Source organism: Micromonospora sp. NPDC023869, from assembly GCF_055559695.1.
In genome coordinates this window covers 63748-78139 of the sequence record NZ_JBVHKD010000002.1, presented here as the reverse complement: position 1 = coordinate 78139, position 14392 = coordinate 63748, and the positions used below count along the sequence as shown (strand labels likewise).

The 14392-nt window shown below is 72.9% G+C and carries 10 protein-coding genes; 6 read left to right on the top strand and 4 right to left on the bottom strand.

The genetic code is table 11. The features are described 5' to 3' along the window. The first annotated feature begins 19 nt into the window (after window positions 1–19). Together ACZ31C_RS06025 and ACZ31C_RS06020 are read left to right on the top strand one after the other, a co-directional pair. Complete coding sequence (locus ACZ31C_RS06025; protein ID WP_350700240.1) at window positions 20–226, top strand: hypothetical protein; 207 nt, start codon at window positions 20–22, stop codon at window positions 224–226. A gap of 63 nt (window positions 227–289) precedes the next feature. Continuing rightward, a complete protein-coding gene (locus tag ACZ31C_RS06020) occupies window positions 290–1858 on the top strand; it encodes an ATP-dependent DNA ligase (protein WP_465794421.1) in 1569 nt (522 codons plus the stop codon). Between the two features lie 5 nt (window positions 1859–1863). Here the strand turns inward: ACZ31C_RS06020 and ACZ31C_RS06015 are convergent, their stop codons facing one another. After that, on the bottom strand, window positions 1864–2730 hold the full coding sequence (locus ACZ31C_RS06015) for an SURF1 family cytochrome oxidase biogenesis protein (RefSeq protein WP_465794420.1): 867 nt from the start codon (window positions 2728–2730) through the stop codon (window positions 1864–1866). 236 nt (window positions 2731–2966) lie between these two features. Between ACZ31C_RS06015 and ACZ31C_RS06010 the strand changes: the two genes are divergently transcribed. After that, a complete protein-coding gene (locus tag ACZ31C_RS06010) occupies window positions 2967–4421 on the top strand; it encodes a cobyrinate a,c-diamide synthase (protein WP_465794419.1) in 1455 nt (484 codons plus the stop codon). A gap of 25 nt (window positions 4422–4446) precedes the next feature. On the opposite strand, the gene ACZ31C_RS06005 is transcribed toward ACZ31C_RS06010, so the two are convergent. Next, window positions 4447–6579 (bottom strand): transglycosylase domain-containing protein, encoded by a 2133-nt coding sequence (locus ACZ31C_RS06005; protein WP_396752930.1) that lies wholly within the window; start codon window positions 6577–6579, stop codon window positions 4447–4449. 121 nt (window positions 6580–6700) lie between these two features. Here ACZ31C_RS06005 and cobC point away from each other — a divergent pair, with 121 nt between their 5' ends. The 3 genes from cobC to cobA are packed head-to-tail and all read left to right on the top strand — an operon-like array spanning window position 6701 to window position 10109. Then, the gene (gene cobC / locus ACZ31C_RS06000; RefSeq protein ID WP_465794418.1) at window positions 6701–7783 is read left to right on the top strand and encodes an Rv2231c family pyridoxal phosphate-dependent protein CobC; all 1083 of its coding nucleotides are present in this window, start codon (window positions 6701–6703) and stop codon (window positions 7781–7783) included. Beyond that, window positions 7783–8865 carry a nicotinate-nucleotide--dimethylbenzimidazole phosphoribosyltransferase gene (gene cobT, locus ACZ31C_RS05995; RefSeq protein WP_465794989.1) on the top strand — a complete coding sequence of 361 codons (1083 nt, stop codon included), beginning with the start codon at window positions 7783–7785 and terminating at the stop codon, window positions 8863–8865. The genes cobC and cobT overlap by 1 nt, the downstream gene beginning before the upstream one ends. After that, complete coding sequence (cobA, locus tag ACZ31C_RS05990; RefSeq protein WP_465794417.1) at window positions 8862–10109, top strand: uroporphyrinogen-III C-methyltransferase; 1248 nt, start codon at window positions 8862–8864, stop codon at window positions 10107–10109. Before cobT ends, cobA begins: the two co-directional genes overlap by 4 nt. A gap of 382 nt (window positions 10110–10491) precedes the next feature. Here the strand turns inward: cobA and ACZ31C_RS05985 are convergent, their stop codons facing one another. Both ACZ31C_RS05985 and otsB read right to left on the bottom strand, forming a co-directional pair. Continuing rightward, complete coding sequence (locus ACZ31C_RS05985) at window positions 10492–11076, bottom strand: hypothetical protein (RefSeq protein ID WP_465794416.1); 585 nt, start codon at window positions 11074–11076, stop codon at window positions 10492–10494. 733 nt (window positions 11077–11809) lie between these two features. Then, window positions 11810–14371, bottom strand: coding sequence for a trehalose-phosphatase (otsB, locus tag ACZ31C_RS05980; RefSeq protein WP_396752758.1), 2562 nt, complete (start codon window positions 14369–14371; stop codon window positions 11810–11812). Between the last annotated feature and the right edge of the window lie 21 nt (window positions 14372–14392).

Genomic DNA, 14392 nt, shown 5'->3' with positions numbered 1-14392 from the left:
CTGTTGTAGCCTCTCGAACATGCGTACGAACGAGGTGATGGCCCGTATGGAGGCCGCCGTCAGCGCTCTGGGGGACGTCGACGTCTCCGCGTGGCCGGAGGCCACGCTCAAGGAACAGCTCGCCGAGCTGTCCGCCGCTCTGGTCGCCGTGGACGCGTCGTTGTCCCGCATCGCCGAGGAGGTCCGCGCGCGCGGCCTGCGGGTCGAGGAGCCGGTCCCGGCCTGACCCGCCGGAGCAGCTCCCGCGCAGGTGACACCCGCTGTCGGGGGTGGCTGGCAGGATGAGGTCGTGCGTTTCCTCGACCTGGCTGCCACCTCCGCAGCCGTCGGTGCCGTCAGTGGCCGACGGGCCAAGGTCGAGCTGCTCGCCGACGCCCTGCGCCGGCTCGACCCGGACGAGGTGGCGGCCGGAGCCGGCTGGCTCGCGGGCGAGCTGCGCCAGCGACAGACCGGGGTCGGCTGGGCCGCGCTGCGCGACCTGCCGCCACCGGCGGCCGAGGCGACGCTGACCGTGGCCGGGGTCGACGCGGCGATCGACGAGATCGCGGCGGTGCACGGCGCGGGCTCGCAGGCCCGTCGCCGCGACCTGGTAGCTGCGCTCTACACCGCCGCCACCGCCGAGGAGCAACGCGTCCTGACCGGCCTCTTCCTCGGCGAGCTGCGTCAGGGCGCCCAGGCCGGGCTGTTGGCCGACGCGATCGCCCGGGCCGCCGAGGTGCCGGTCGGCGCGGTACGCCGGGCCCTGCTGCTCGCCGGTGACCTGCGGGCGGTCGCGGTGGCCGCGCTCGACGGCGGTGCTCCGGCACTGGCCGAGTTCGGGTTGCGGGTCGGGCGACCGCTGGCGCCGATGCTGGCGCAGAGCGCCGCCACGGTGGACGAGGCGCTCACCACCACCGGCACCCCCGCCGTGGTCGACGTCAAGCTGGACGGCATCCGCGTCCAGGTGCACCGCAGCGGCGACGACATCGCCGTCTTCACCCGCAGCCTCGACGAGATCACCGGCCGGGTGCCCGAGGTGGTCGCCGCCGTCCGCGCCCTGCCCGCCCGGGAGTTGGTGCTCGACGGGGAGGCGATCGGGCTGGACGCCACCGGCCGACCGTTGCCGTTCCAGCAGACGTCGAGCGCCGCCGCCCGCCGGGGCAGCGGGCCATCCGTCGCCCCGGCGGTCCGCGCCGCCGCCGCCCGGACCGGCGAGACCGTGCTCACGCCGTACTTCTTCGACCTGCTGCACCTCGACGGCGCGGATCTGATCGACCTGCCCGGCCGCGAGCGGTGGGCCACGCTCGCCGCCACCGTCGACGCGTCGGTGCTGGTCGGGCGGATCGAGGTGGACGGGCCGGAGCAGGCCGGCGCGGCGTTCGCCGCCGCGCTCGACGCCGGCCAGGAGGGCGTCGTGGTGAAGTCCCCCGACGCGCCCTACGACGCCGGTCGGCGCGGTGCGGCCTGGGTGAAGGTGAAGCCCCGGCACACCCTCGACCTGGTGGTGCTCGCCGTCGAGTGGGGCAGTGGCCGGCGCAAGGGCTGGCTGTCGAACCTGCACCTCGGCGCGCGGGATCCGGCCGGCGGCGGGTTCGTGATGCTTGGCAAGACCTTCAAGGGGCTCACCGACGAGTTGCTGCGCTGGCAGACCGAACGGTTCCTGGAGCTTTCCGTCGAGCGCGGCGACTGGGTGGTGCGGGTCCGGCCCGAGCAGGTGGTGGAGATCGCCTTCGACGGGGTGCAGACCAGCTCACGCTATCCGGGCGGGGTGGCGCTCCGGTTCGCCCGGGTGGTCCGTTACCGCGACGACAAGACCGCCGCCGAGGCCGACACCATCGACGCCGTACGCGCCATCCACGCCGGCCGCGCGGGCGGCTGACCGGCTCAGGCCGGGCTGGTCGGAGCAGAGCTGCTCGCGGCAGAGTTGCTCGGGGCGGGGCTGCTCGGTGCAGGGTCGGCGGCCCGGTCGCGGGGGAGGTCGTCGTCGGTCACGCCGGCCAGCCGGCGGGCCTCCCGACGGGCGATCCAGCCGTAGCCGAACAGCGTCATCGCCGCGAAGATCCACCACTGCACGACGTACCCGAGGTTCTGCCAGTTGTTGGCGTGCCCCACCGGCACCGCGCGGAACACCGGGTCGGCGGCCGGGGCCTGCTCGTCGAGCAGCACGTACGCCCCGTGCACCGGGTACGGCAACTGCGCGGCGAGCTGCGGCACGGCGACCCGGCGGGTCTCCAGGCGGCCCTCCCGTCGGGCCACGTTGCCGGAACCGCTCTCGCTGGCGTGCACCCGGCCCTCCACGGTCACCTCGCCGGGCGGCGCCGCCGGCACCTCGGGCTGGGCCATCGCCCCGCCCGGCGCCGGTGGGATCCAGCCCCGGTTGACCAGGACGGCGGTGCCGTCGGCCAGCACCAGCGGGGTGAGCACCTCGAAGCCGACCTTGCTCTCCACCGTCCGGCCCCGGACCAGGACCACGTTGTCGGTGTCGTACCGGCCGGTCGCGATCACCCGGATGAACGTCCGGTCGTCGGCCGGTGCCGGGCCGACGCTGCCGGGGCCACCGGTCGGCGCGGGCACCGCCTCGCGCAGCGGCACCGGATCCATCCGCAACCCGGCGTCGATGCGCTCGTTGACCGCCGTCCGACCGTGGTAGCGGTCCAGTTGCCAGTTGCCGAGCATCACCATGATCGTGGCGAGGACCAGGGTCAGCGCGAGGATGCCCAGCCAGCGCGGCGTCAGCAGGAACCGGTACACGCCACGAGGCTACCCGTATGACCGTCACCACTGCGCCGCCCCGCCCGTCGACGTGACGGCCGGGAAAGGGCCGATCGACGACGGAGCGTGTCGGTGCCGGGGCGGTCCGCTCCGGTCGGGCGGATCGAAGCGGATCGGGGCGGCGGGCGGCGCCTACGGGCGACCGACGTGGGCTATCGTCACGCGCACGGGGCGCGCCGACGGTCGGCACGCTCGCCGCCCGCGAGGAGTCGATGATGACCGTCGTGCCGCGTCTGGTGCTCAGTGCCCCCTCGTCGGGGCACGGCAAGAACGCGTTGGCGATCGGCATCCTCGCCGCGTTCGCCGATCGTGGTCTCGACGTGGCCGGGTTCAAAATCGGCCCGGATCCGGTCGACGCCGCCTATCTCGGGCTCGCCGCCGGTCGACCCGGGCGCACCCTGGACCCTCGGCTGCTGGGCACCGACCGGCTCGCGCCGCTGCTGCTGCACGGTGCCGCCGACACCGGGCTCGCCGTGGTGCAGGGCAGCATGGGCCTCTACGACAGCCTCAGCGGACGCTGCGAGACCGAGTCGACCGCAGCCGTCGCCACCGCCCTGCGCAGCCCGGTCGTTCTGGTGGTCGACGTCGCCGCGATGGGCCAGTCGGTGGCCGCCCTGGTGCACGGCTTCCGGGCGTACGACGAGCAGCTCTGGATCGGCGGCGTGATCCTCAACCGGGTCGCCTCCGCCCGACACGAGACGCTGCTGCGCGAGGCGCTCGACGACATCGGCATACCCGTCTACGGCGCGCTGCGCCGCCAGGACCTGCCGGCCGTGCTGCCGAGCCGTCGGCACGGGGTGATGCCGGTGCTGGAGAACGGCGGCGAGGCCGCCCGGGCGGTCCGCCGACTCGGCGAGGCGGTGGCCGCCACCGTCGACCTGGAACGGCTGCACGGGCTGGCCCGGTCCGCCCCCGAACTCGCGGTGCCGCCGTGGTCGCCGCACCCGGAGGCGGGCGCCCTGCCGGTGCCGGCCGGTGCCGGAGGTCCGCTGGTCGCGGTGGCCGGCGGACCGGGCGGCAGCTTCAGCCACGCCGAGACCGTCGAACTGCTGCGCGCCGCCGGTGCCGACGTGGTGACGCTCGACCCCTTCGTCGACGAGGTGCTGCCGGTCGGCACCCGGGCGCTGGTGATCGGCGGCGCGCTGCCTGAGTCGTACGCCGAGCAGCTCTCCGCCAACCGGCGGCTCTGCATCGCGGTGGCCGAGTTGGCGCGTACCGGTCGGCCGGTCGTCGCCGAGGGGGCCGGGCTGCTCTGGCTGGCCCGGGAACTCGACGGGTTGCCGATGTGCGGGGTGCTCGACGCGATCGGCAGCATCCGGGACGGTCTGGTGGTCGGCTACCGCGAGGCGACCGCCCAGAGCGACAGCGTGGTGGCGACCCGGGGCGAGGTGGTGACCGGGCACAAGGAGCATCGCGCCGTGCTCACCCCACGGGGCGGACCCCGTCCCGCGTGGGGCTGGGCGGGCGGCGCGCCGGAGGGTTTCGTCTGGCGCGGCGTGCACGCCTCCCAGCTCGTCCCGCACTGGGCCGCGTACCCACGGATCGCCGGGCGTCTGGTCGCCGCCGCGGCCACCGAGCCGGCCGCCATCCCGGCCGGTCCCGATCTGGGCGTCCCGATCGCGCCCGCCAGTGTGGTGGCGGCCGAACCGGCCGCCGGAGCGCCAGCCTGAGCGGCGCTCCGGCGCGTGCCGGGCGTCAGCCGACTATGCGGTCCGACGGGGGTACGAAGTCCCGCGTCGGGGTGCCCTTGAGGGCGTCGCGCAGCGTGTTCGAGACCGCCGCGATCGGGATCTGCGACTGACCGTCGCCGACCGCATTGAACGGGTTGTCCGGGTCGGAGATGAAGCTGGCCGCCGCCAGTTCCGGGGTGTAGCCGACGAACCAGGCCGACCGGGTGCTGTCCGTGGTACCGGTCTTGCCGGCCACCGGGCGGCCCACCGTGCCGCGCACGCTGTCCGCGGTCGACCAGCCACCGCAGCTTCCCTTGGCCGGGGTGTCCCCGGTGGGGCAGCGGGCGGCGTCGGTCGCGGCCCGCGCCGCGTCGGCGTTGACCACCTGGCGGCACCGTGGCTTGGCGATCTCGCGTTCGATACCGCCCGGGGTGGTGAACATCGCGGGCGTGCCGTCCCGGTTGTAGATCGCGTTCACCGGGATCGCCTCGCAGTAGCGCCCGTCGGCGGCGATCGCGGCGTACGCGTTGGCCATCTCCAACGGGGTGGCGTCGGAGACGCCGAGCGTGAACGCGCCCCACTTGTTCGCCTTCGCCGGTGAGGCGTGGTCGCGGTCCACGTCGGTACGCCAGCGCAGCCCCAACTGCTCGGCGAGCCGGACGGCCCGCTCCGCCCCGACCTGTTCCTCCAGCCAGACGAAGTAGGTGTTCACCGACTTGCCGAAGCCGGACCACATGGTCTGCGTACCGCTCATCGCGCCGCTGGCGTTCGACGGCTGCCAGCCGTCGTAGATCTCGGAGCGGTAGCTGTGCGGCGCGTTGAAGGTGGTGTTCAGCGTCATGCCGGCGTCCAGCGCGGCCAGCATCGGGAACATCTTGAACGTCGACCCGGCCTGGTAGCCCGGCAGGTCGCCGCCGCCCATCAGCGGCGCCACCGTGTTCGGGTAGTTGGCCCGGACGTTCGGGCCCGCCTCCGGGTTGGAGCTGAGCGGGTTCTCGTCCACCTGCAGGGAGTAGGTGCGGTTCACCGCCATCGCCTTGACCCGGCCGGTGCCCGGCTCGGAGACCACGATGCCGTTGGCGAACGGGCTGCCGGTGTTGCCCTCGGTGCCGACGTTCTTCTCCGCCGCCTCCTGGACCTTCGGATCCATGCTGAGCACGATGCGGTAGCCGCCCCGCCGCAGCTTGTCCAGGCGTTCCAGCCGGTTCTTGCCGAACGCGGGCTGGGCGCTCCACCAGTTCTTCAGGTAGTCGCAGAGGAAGCCCCAGCTGTTCCACTTCTCGGGTACGGCGGCGCAGTCGTTGGGCGGGTAGGTCAGCCGCAACCGGATCGGCTCGCCCTTGGCCGCCTCGGCAGCGTTCGGCGACAGGTAGCCCAGCCGTGCCATGTTGTCGAGCACGTAGTTGCGCCGGGTGGTGGCGTCCTTCTGGTCGGAGCTGGCCGGGTCGTACTGCGACGGGGACTTCACCAGACCGGCGAGGGTGGCCGCCTCGACCTGGGTGAGCTCCTTCGGCGTCTTGGAGAAGAAGATCTCGCTGGCGGCGTAGATGCCGTACGCGCGGTGACCGAAGTAGGCCGAGTTGAGGTAGCGCTCCAGGATGTCCTCCTTGCTCAACTCCTTCTCCAGGTCGACCGCCATCCGCATCTCCTTGACCTTGCGGATCGGCGTCTGCGCGGTGGCCTCCTGCACCTCCTTGGGCGTGGTGGCGCTGTCCCGCAGCGCCATCCGCACGTACTGCATGGTCAGCGTGGAGGCGCCCTGGGAGACGCCGCTGGAGCGGGCGTTGGCCACGAAGGCGCGGGCGACGCCCTTCGGGTCGACGCCGTGGTGCTGATAGAAACGGTTGTCCTCGGCGGCGACGATCGCCTGCTGCATGTGCGGGGAGATGTCGGCCAGCTTGGTGTACTGCCGGTACTCCTCGAAGAACATGGTCAGCACGGTCTTGCCGTCGGGCGCGTACAGGTAGGAGGTCTCGGCGGGCAGGGCGGTGGCCAGCAGGCGGGTCTTGCTCTCCACGGCGTGCGCGGTGGCCTTGGCGCCGAGGCCGGTCACGGCGACCACGGGGTACGCGACGGCGGCGACGACGACACCGGCGATCAGTCCGGCGCGGAGGAGAGGAACGAGTCGACCTGCGGCGGCAAGGGGTCGATTACTCACAGGGATAAGTTATGACATTTCCGATTCGTACATGAGAAATACTCATGAAGTGATCAGTGGTGATACGGAGCACTCCACGGGCTGCTGTCGCCCGCGCCGCCTTCCCGGCAGGATCGCGGGCATGCACGGTCCGCTCACCGGAGCGTCCCATCCGACAGCCGAACCCGACCTCGCGCACCACGGTGACGCGGAGGTCGGCGACGGCCTGGTCGACCTCGCCGTCAACGTCCGGCGCGCCCCGATGCCGGCCTGGCTGGCCGACCCGATCAGCGCCACCCTGGCCGACCTCGCCGGCTATCCGGACCCGCGTCCGGCCCGCGCCGCCGTCGCCGCCCGGCACCGCCGCCCGCCGGAGGAGGTGCTGCTCACCGCCGGTGCCGCCGAGGGCTTCGTGCTGCTCGCCCAGTCGCTGCGTGGAGTACGCCGACCGGTGGTGGTGCACCCGCAGTTCACCGAACCGGAGGCCGCGCTGCGGGCCGCCGGGCACACCGTGGAGCGGGTACTGCTCGACGCGGCCGACGACTTCCGGCTGCACCCGGACCGGATCCCGGCCGACGCCGACCTCGTCATGATCGGTAACCCGACCAACCCCACCTCGGTCCTGCACCCCGCCGCCGACCTGGCCGCCCTGGCCCGCCCCGGCCGGGTCCTGGTGATCGACGAGGCGTTCGCCGACACCACCACCGCGCCCGGCGTACCCGGCGAACCCGAGTCGCTGGCCGCCCGGCGTGACCTGCCCGGGCTGCTGGTCGTCCGCAGCCTCACCAAGACCTGGGGACTGGCCGGACTCCGGATCGGCTACCTGCTCGGCGAGGCGGCGCTGCTGGCGCGGCTGGCCGCCGTACAGCCGCTCTGGGCGGTCGCCACCCCCGCCCTGGCCGCCGCGTCCGCCTGCGCCACCGACGTCGCGGTCCAGGCCGAACGCGCCATCGCCGCACAACTCGCCGACGACCGCGCCTACCTGGTCGACCGGCTGTCGACCCTGCCGGGCGTACGCGTCGCCGGCCGCCCGGCCAGCGCCTTCGTCCTGGTGCAGCGGCCCGGTGCCGACCGGCTCCGCGTCGACCTGCGCGAACGCGGCTGGGCGGTACGCCGGGGCGACACCTTCCCCGGACTCGGACCAGACTGGCTGCGGATCGCCGTACGGGATCGGGCGACCACGGACGCGTTCATCGAGGTGCTGGCGGAGATCCTGGAGGCATGATGCTGGAGACCACCATCGCGGCGATCGGCCCGCTCGACGAGCCGGCGATGACCGCGGCCCGCCAGTTGCAGGCCCGGCTGACCAAACCCGCCGGCTCGCTCGGCGCCCTGGAGGAACTGTCCGTACGCCTCGCCGGCCTGGCCGGCACCTGCCCGCCGCCGCTGCCGACCCCGGCCGCAGTGGCGATCTTCGCCGGGGACCACGGGGTGCACGCCCAGCGGGTCAGCCCCTGGCCGCAGGAGGTCACCGGGCAGATGGTCGGCAACTTCCTGGCCGGCGGCGCCGTGGTCAACGCGTTCGCCCGGCAGGCCGGTGCCTCGGTCACCGTTGTCGACGTCGGAGTGGCCACCCCGCTGCCCGCTCCCGACCCGGCCGACGCGGACGCCAACGGCGGGCTGCCCCGACTGGTCACCGCCCCCGTACGCCGAGGCACCCGCGACCTGACCGTCACCGCCGCGCTGACCCGCGAGGAGACCACGGCGGCGATCGAGGTCGGCATCCGGATCGCCGGGGAGCTGATCGACGCGGGCGCGGGAATCCTGCTCACCGGCGATATGGGCATCGGCAACACGACACCGGCCGCCGCCCTGATCGCCGCCCTCACCGGAGTCGACGCCGCCGAGGCGACCGGCCGGGGCACCGGCGTCGACGACCCGACGTACCAGCACAAGATCGAGGTGGTGCGGGCCGCGCTGCACCGACACGCCCCCGACCCGGACGATCCGCTGGGAGTGCTCGCAGCCGTCGGCGGGCTGGAACACGCCGCCCTGACCGGGTTCGTGCTCGGCGCCGCCGCGCGACGCGTACCGGTGCTGCTGGACGGCGTGATCGCGGTCTCCGCCGCGCTCGTCGCCGCGGCGCTCGCCCCCGACGCGGTCGGCGCGATGATCGCCGGTCACCGCTCCGCCGAGCCGGGTGCCACGGTCGCGCTGCGCCGGCTCGGCCTCGACCCGCTGATCGACCTCGGCCTGCGGCTGGGCGAGGGCACCGGTGCCCTGCTGGCCCTGCCCGTGGTCACCGGCGCGGCCCGGGTGCTGCACGAGGTCGCCACCTTCGACTCCGCCGGGGTGGCCGAGAAGTGACCGTCAACCCCTATCCGCTCGGACTGCGCCTGGCCGGCCTCCCGGTGGTCGTGGTGGGCGGGGGAGCGGTGGCCACCCGCCGGGTACCCGCCCTGCTCGACGCCGGTGCGGACGTGCTGCTGGTGACGCCCGAGATCAGCCCGGCACTGCGCGCCCACGCCGACGCCGGACGGCTGCGCTGGGCAGAGCGCCGCTTCGTCCCCGACGACCTCGACGGGGCCTGGCTGGTGCAGGTCGCCATCGACGACCCGGTCGCCGCCGCCACCGTCAGCGCCGCCGCCGCCGAACGCCGGATCTTCTGCGTACGCGCCGACGACCGCGAGGCGGCGACCGCCTGGACCCCGGCGGTGACCCGACACGGCCCGGTGACCGTGGGCGTCCTCGGCGGCGGCGACCCGCACCGCGCGATGGCCGTCCGAGACGCCATCCGCACCCTGCTGCAGGTAAGGAAGGGCACCTTATTAACGCCTCCGGTAGAGGAAGGGCCCCTTGTTAACACCCGAACTGCTCGGGGCGGCGAGGTCGCCCTGGTCGGTGCCGGGCCGGGTGACGCCGAACTGATCACCCTGAAGGGATGGCGGCTGCTCACCGAGGCAGACGTCGTGGTCGCCGACCGGCTGGTGCCCGGCCTGCTGCTGGACGAGCTGCGCTCCGGCGTCGAACTGGTGGACGCCTCCAAGATCCCGTACGGCCCGTCCCGCGCACAGGAGGAGATCAACCAGATCCTGGTCGACCGGGCACTGGCCGGGTCCTTCGTGGTCCGGCTCAAGGGCGGCGACCCGTACGTCTTCGGCCGGGGCGGCGAGGAACTGTTGGCCTGCGCGGAGGCCGGCGTACCGGTGACCGTGGTGCCCGGCGTGACCAGCTCGATCGCCGCCCCCGCAGCGGCGGGCGTCCCGGTCACCCACCGGGGCGTGGCCCACGAGTTCACGGTGGTGTCCGGCCACGTCGCGCCCGACTCGCCGGACTCGCTGGTGCGCTGGGAGGCCCTGGCCGGCCTCCGGGGCACGCTGGTGATCCTGATGGGGCTCAAGAACCTGTCGGCGATCACCGCCACCCTGCTGGCCCACGGCCGACCGGCCGACACCCCGGCGGCCGTGATCCAGGAAGCCACCACCGGCTCGGAGCGGGTCGTACGCGCCACGCTCGGTGAGGTGGCCGCCGCCGTAGCCGACGCGGGGCTGCGACCGCCCGCCGTGGTCGTACTCGGTGACGTGGTCACCGCCCTCGACCTGTCCGACTGAAACGCGACCGGCCGGCACCCCGAGTGGGGTGCCGGCCAGCAGGTCGGTGTGCAGGTCGCCTCTCGGCGAGTGGCGCGACGCGGCTCCAGCCGAACGGTATTCCGCGACGGCAATTTAGGTGAGGCCCGGGGACACTGGATCACACCGACGCCCGGTACAACGACGCTCCACCGCTCGTTGTTCCCCGGTCGCGCGGTGGGTTGGATTCGTTTCGGTTTGGCTTGGTTGTAAGGAGGGGTCCCCTGCTAACGCCTGGTGTATAGGAAGGGACCCCTCCTAACATCTCCCCCACCGCAGACGCAGACGCCGCCGGCCGGCACCCCAGGTTGCGGGTGCCGGCCGGCAGCGTTCTTGCTCCCCCATGTTCGAGGAAAGTCTGCGGTCAGCTGTTCCAGTACTCGGCGACCAGGTCAGCGGCCTGCTGCTCCCACTGGGCGTAGTGGTCGGGGAACGCCGACACCTGCACCGTCTGGGCGGCCACGGTCAGCGGCATGTCCTGCCACCCGTCGACCTGCTTGAGACCCTTGAGGAACGCCAGGGTGGAGTACTCGGGGTCGGTGATCTGCTCGACCGTGCCCCAACCCGAGGACGGGCGCTGCTGGAACAGACCCTGCGAGTCGTGATCGTTACGGTCACCGAGGTGACCCAGGTTCTCCAGCTTGGACTCCTGGAACGCGGTACCGATCGCGATGACCGCGGCACGCTCGTCCATGCCGGCCTTCTTCGTCGCCGCGATGATCGCCTTCGCGTTCGCGACCTGCTCATCATCCAGGTCGATACGCGACTGGGCGCCCTGCACGCCGTGCGGGATCAGCGTGCCGGTATCCGGCTTGTCGGCCTGCACCGCCACCGGCGAGGTGGCGACGGGGGCGGCGTCGGCCTGCATCGTCGGGCCGGCGAACACACCACCGGCAAACGCCAGACCAGCAACACCCAGAACACTCTTACGCAGCAGCTTCGAGTTCATGACACAGCTCCATTCGGGGGTAGACGCCACCAGCCCAAAGGGGGGACAGACAAGCGACGCGAACGCCGTCAGGCGCTAAGAAGACAAGGGAAGAAACGCCGAGGCCCGCAGGGGGATCAACGGACCCGGTCCTTGCGGCGACGTCGGGATCACCACCACCGACCCGGCCGCATCATTCCCGGGGATATCCGCGAGCCCTCGCGGCGCCGGGACCAGGTACAACGACCGACCGGCCCAGGTCATTCCGACATCAGCCGGCCACCTGCCAGGGCGGGGTACTCCTCGGTCAGCCACCCGGTTACAACGCCACCGACCCCACCCCGATTCCGCCCAGCGCCGACTCACATCCGCCCAAAACAGAACATTCGACTCACAGGCACCCCAAACTCCCACCTCCTGCTGGCCGCCACCTCGCCAAGCGGCCGATGCCTGGTCCTGTCCGACCGCCCAGCCGTCTCGCAGCTCGCAGGTTCTCTCGCCGAACACAGACACACGCGCCCAAAAGGTCCCGCCCGGCCACACCCGGCTGCCCCGCCCACCACACGAGGCCGCCCCCAAGGCCGCCTCCCACGATCGCCCTCGTGATCAAGGAGTTTTGGTCTGGATGGGCGGCGGATTCGGACCAAAACTCCTTGATCAACCATGTCCCCGGGGAGGGGCTGGTGGGAGAGAGACGGCGGAGCGGCCGGGGACCTGGGGGGTCTCCGGCCGCTCCGGGTGTGCGTACGAGGGGCTACTGCTTGAGCATGTTGTCCAGCAGCAGTGCACAGCGGATCACGCCGAGGTGGCTGTACGCCTGGGGGTGGTTGCCCAGGCCGCGTTCGGCGAGCGGGTCGTACTGCTCGGGGAGCAGTCCGGTCGGACCCGCCGTGTCGATCATCTGGAGGAACAGTTCCTCGGCGTCGGTACGCCGACCGGTGCGCAGGTACGCCTCGATCAGCCAGGACGTGCAGATGTGGAAGCCGCCCTCCCGCCCGGGCAGGCCGTCGTCCCAGTGGTAGCGGTAGACGACCGGACCGCTACGCAGGTCCGCCTCGATCTTGAGCACGGTGGAGAGGAAGCGCGGGTCGTCGCCGGGCAGCAGCCCGGACAGCCCGATCCACAGCGAGGAGGCGTCCATGTCCTCGTCGCCGTACGCGACGCTGTACGCCTCGGCGTGCTCGTGCCAGCCGTGTTCGAGGACGTTGGCGCCGATCCGGTCGCGCAGCTCCACCCACTCGGCGCGGTCCTCGCCGCCGTGCTGACGGGTGACGTGCAGCGCCCGGTCGACGGTCATCCAGCACATCACCTTCGAGAAGATGTGGTGCCGGGGAGGCAGACGCGCCTCCCAGATGCCGTGGTCCGGCTCGTGCCAGCGGCGACGGACCGCCTCGACCATGTTCTCCAGTACCCGCCACTCCTCGGGGCGGACCGACCCTCGGGCGTCGGCGGTGGCGGCGATCAGGTCGGCGATCGGGCCGAACACGTCGAGCTGGAGCTGGTGGTTGGCGAGGTTGCCGACGCGTACCGGCCGGGAGCCGGCGTAGCCGGGCAGCGTGTCGATGACGGCTTCCGCGCCCAGTTCGTACCCGTCGACGGTGTAGAGCGGGTGCAGCCGCTCGGGGTGTCCGCCGGTGCGCTCGACGCAACCGTCCACCCAGCGCAGGAACGCCTCGGCCTCGGTGATCGAGCCGAGGTCGACCAGGGCGCGGGCGGTCATCGCGGCATCGCGCAGCCAGCAGTAGCGGTAGTCCCAGTTACGGACGCCGCCCAGCTCCTCGGGGAGCGAGGTGGTCGCGGCGGCGAGGATCGAGCCGGTCGCCTCGTGGCAGAGGCCGCGTAGCGTGAGCGCGCTACGGGCGACCAGGTCCCGTGCGGTGGTCGGCAACCGCAGCGAGGCGACCCAGTCCTTCCAGGGGCGTTCCGCGGCGGCCTGCCGTTCGTGGATCGGCAGCCGGTGGTGTTCCAGGCTGTGCGTACCGAACCGCAGCTCCAGCACGACCTGACCGCCGAGCGCCGAGAGGTCGACCACCGCCTTGGCGGTCTCGTACCCGCCGTCGTTGCCGACCTCCCACTGCACGCCGGGGGAGTAGAGCGCGATGGGTTCGTTGGAACCGAGCACCAGCAGGCCGTCGCCGACCGGCTGGAGCTGGACGGCGACCTGCGCGAACTCGGGCCGGGGAGCGAACTCCACGCGGACCCGGCCGGTGCCGGCCAGCACCCGGATCAGGGTCGAGTCACCGGAGATGATCGCGGGACCGTCCGGCGTGGCCTTGGGGTCGGGCCTGTCGAGCCAGTCGGTGACGGTCAGCCCGGACCAGCGGGTCTCCACGGTCATGGTGCCGGACCGGTAGCGCTGGCCCAGCGGGATGCCGCCGCGTTCCGGGGCGACACTGAAGTGGCCGGCCGGGCTGCCGCCGACCAGGTCGGCGAAGATCGCCGCCGAGTCGGGCTTGGGGTTGCACAGCCAGGAGACCTTGGCGTCCGGCGTGAGCAGAGCGACCGTACGGCCGTTGGCCAGCATCGAGTGCCGCTCGATCGGCACCGCCCGCTCGCCGAACAGCCAGTGCCGTCGGGTCTCCAGGAGCAGTCCGAGCGCGCGGGCGGCCTCGATCGGCTCGTCCACCCGGTATCCGGCCTTGGTCTCGCCGGGCCCGATCTTGATGCCGACGTCGGGGCCGTGCAGGTTGCCGAAGGCGTTCTCGTCGGTGATGTCGTCGCCGATGAAGAGCACCGCGCTGGCGGAGAGCTGGGTGCGGAGCTGGTCGACCGCGGTGCCCTTGTGGGTGGCCACCACGGACAGCTCGATCACCTCCTTGCCCTGCGTGACCGTCACGTCCGGCCAGGTGGCGGGGCCGTTGCGGACCGCCTCGATGGCCGCGCCGGCGATCTCGGGGGCCACCCCACGGGTGTGCACCGCGACGCTCGCGGGTTTGCGTTCCAGGCGTACGCCCGGGTGGTCCGCGGCGATCTCGCGCAGCGCGTCCCGCAGCCGGGTGCGGACCGCGATCAGCTCGGGGGAGAGCCGCTCGACGAACCCGATGTCGAACTCGGAGCCGTGGCTGCCGACCAGGTGGACCTCGCTGGGCAGCCGGGAGAGCGCGGCCAGGTCGCGCAGCGCGCGCCCGGAGACGACGGCCACGGTGGTCTGCGGCAGCGCGGCCAGGGCACGCACCGCCGCCACCGACTCCGGCAGGGGTACGGCCTTGCTCGGGTCCTCCACGATGGGGGCGAGGGTGCCGTCGTAGTCGCAGGCGACCAGGAGCTGGGGGACCCGGGCGATCCGGCCGATGGCGGACCGGAGCTCCGGGTCCATGGTGCCCGCCGCCGGGGTGAT